The 629-nt window shown below is 50.7% G+C and carries 1 protein-coding gene; it reads left to right on the forward strand.

Annotated elements, in window-relative coordinates:
- The coding region (locus ACMV5H_RS25635) for a hypothetical protein (protein ID WP_414822818.1) at window positions 1-215 on the forward strand (215 nt) is incomplete at its 5' end.
- Window positions 216-629 lie beyond the last annotated feature (414 nt).

Consider the following 629-nt stretch of genomic DNA (forward strand, 5'->3'; position numbering starts at 1 on the left):
GGTTGCTGGAAACTGACCAGCCGCCTTTGCTGACGCCAAACACCGAACCCAGTACAATGAGCAGGATAATGAGTGTTCTCCCTTTCATTGCGCGTTCCTTGTGGAACCACGACCACCGCGACTTCACCGGGAAAGCCCCAGTGGAACAAGCGCGTGGTAGCGCCTGTATCGCAGTAGTTGCAGCACTGTTCTCAAGCCCGATGACCGGCTGCTAAACCGGCAGAACAGACCCAAAATCAGGGTACATAAAAAATCGTTTTTCTGCATCCTGATGGTTGATTTTTTAACCAAATTTACGCATTATGTCAGTGCGTGGTAGCGCTTGTATCGTTCTTAACGATGTCAAAAATCCGTTTGGTGCCTGCTAACACCGCTCGGATACAAAAGAACCGTCTTTATGGCGGTTTTTTTGTACCTTGAGCCGGGGGATTGGCGAGTCCCTGATAAAAGGCCGCTCAAAGAGCGGCCAGTAGCTTACTTGTTCTGGAATACGACGTTGAAGATCAGTTGGTTGCTGGAAACTGACCAGCCGCCTTTGCTGACGCCAAACACCGAACCCAGTACAATGAGCAGGATAATGAGTGTTCTCCCTTTCATTGCGCGTTCCTTGTGGAACCACGACCACCGCG

Source organism: Serratia sp. N21D137, assembly GCF_047530005.1.
GTDB classification, from domain to species: Bacteria; Pseudomonadota; Gammaproteobacteria; order Enterobacterales; family Enterobacteriaceae; genus Chania; species Chania fonticola_B.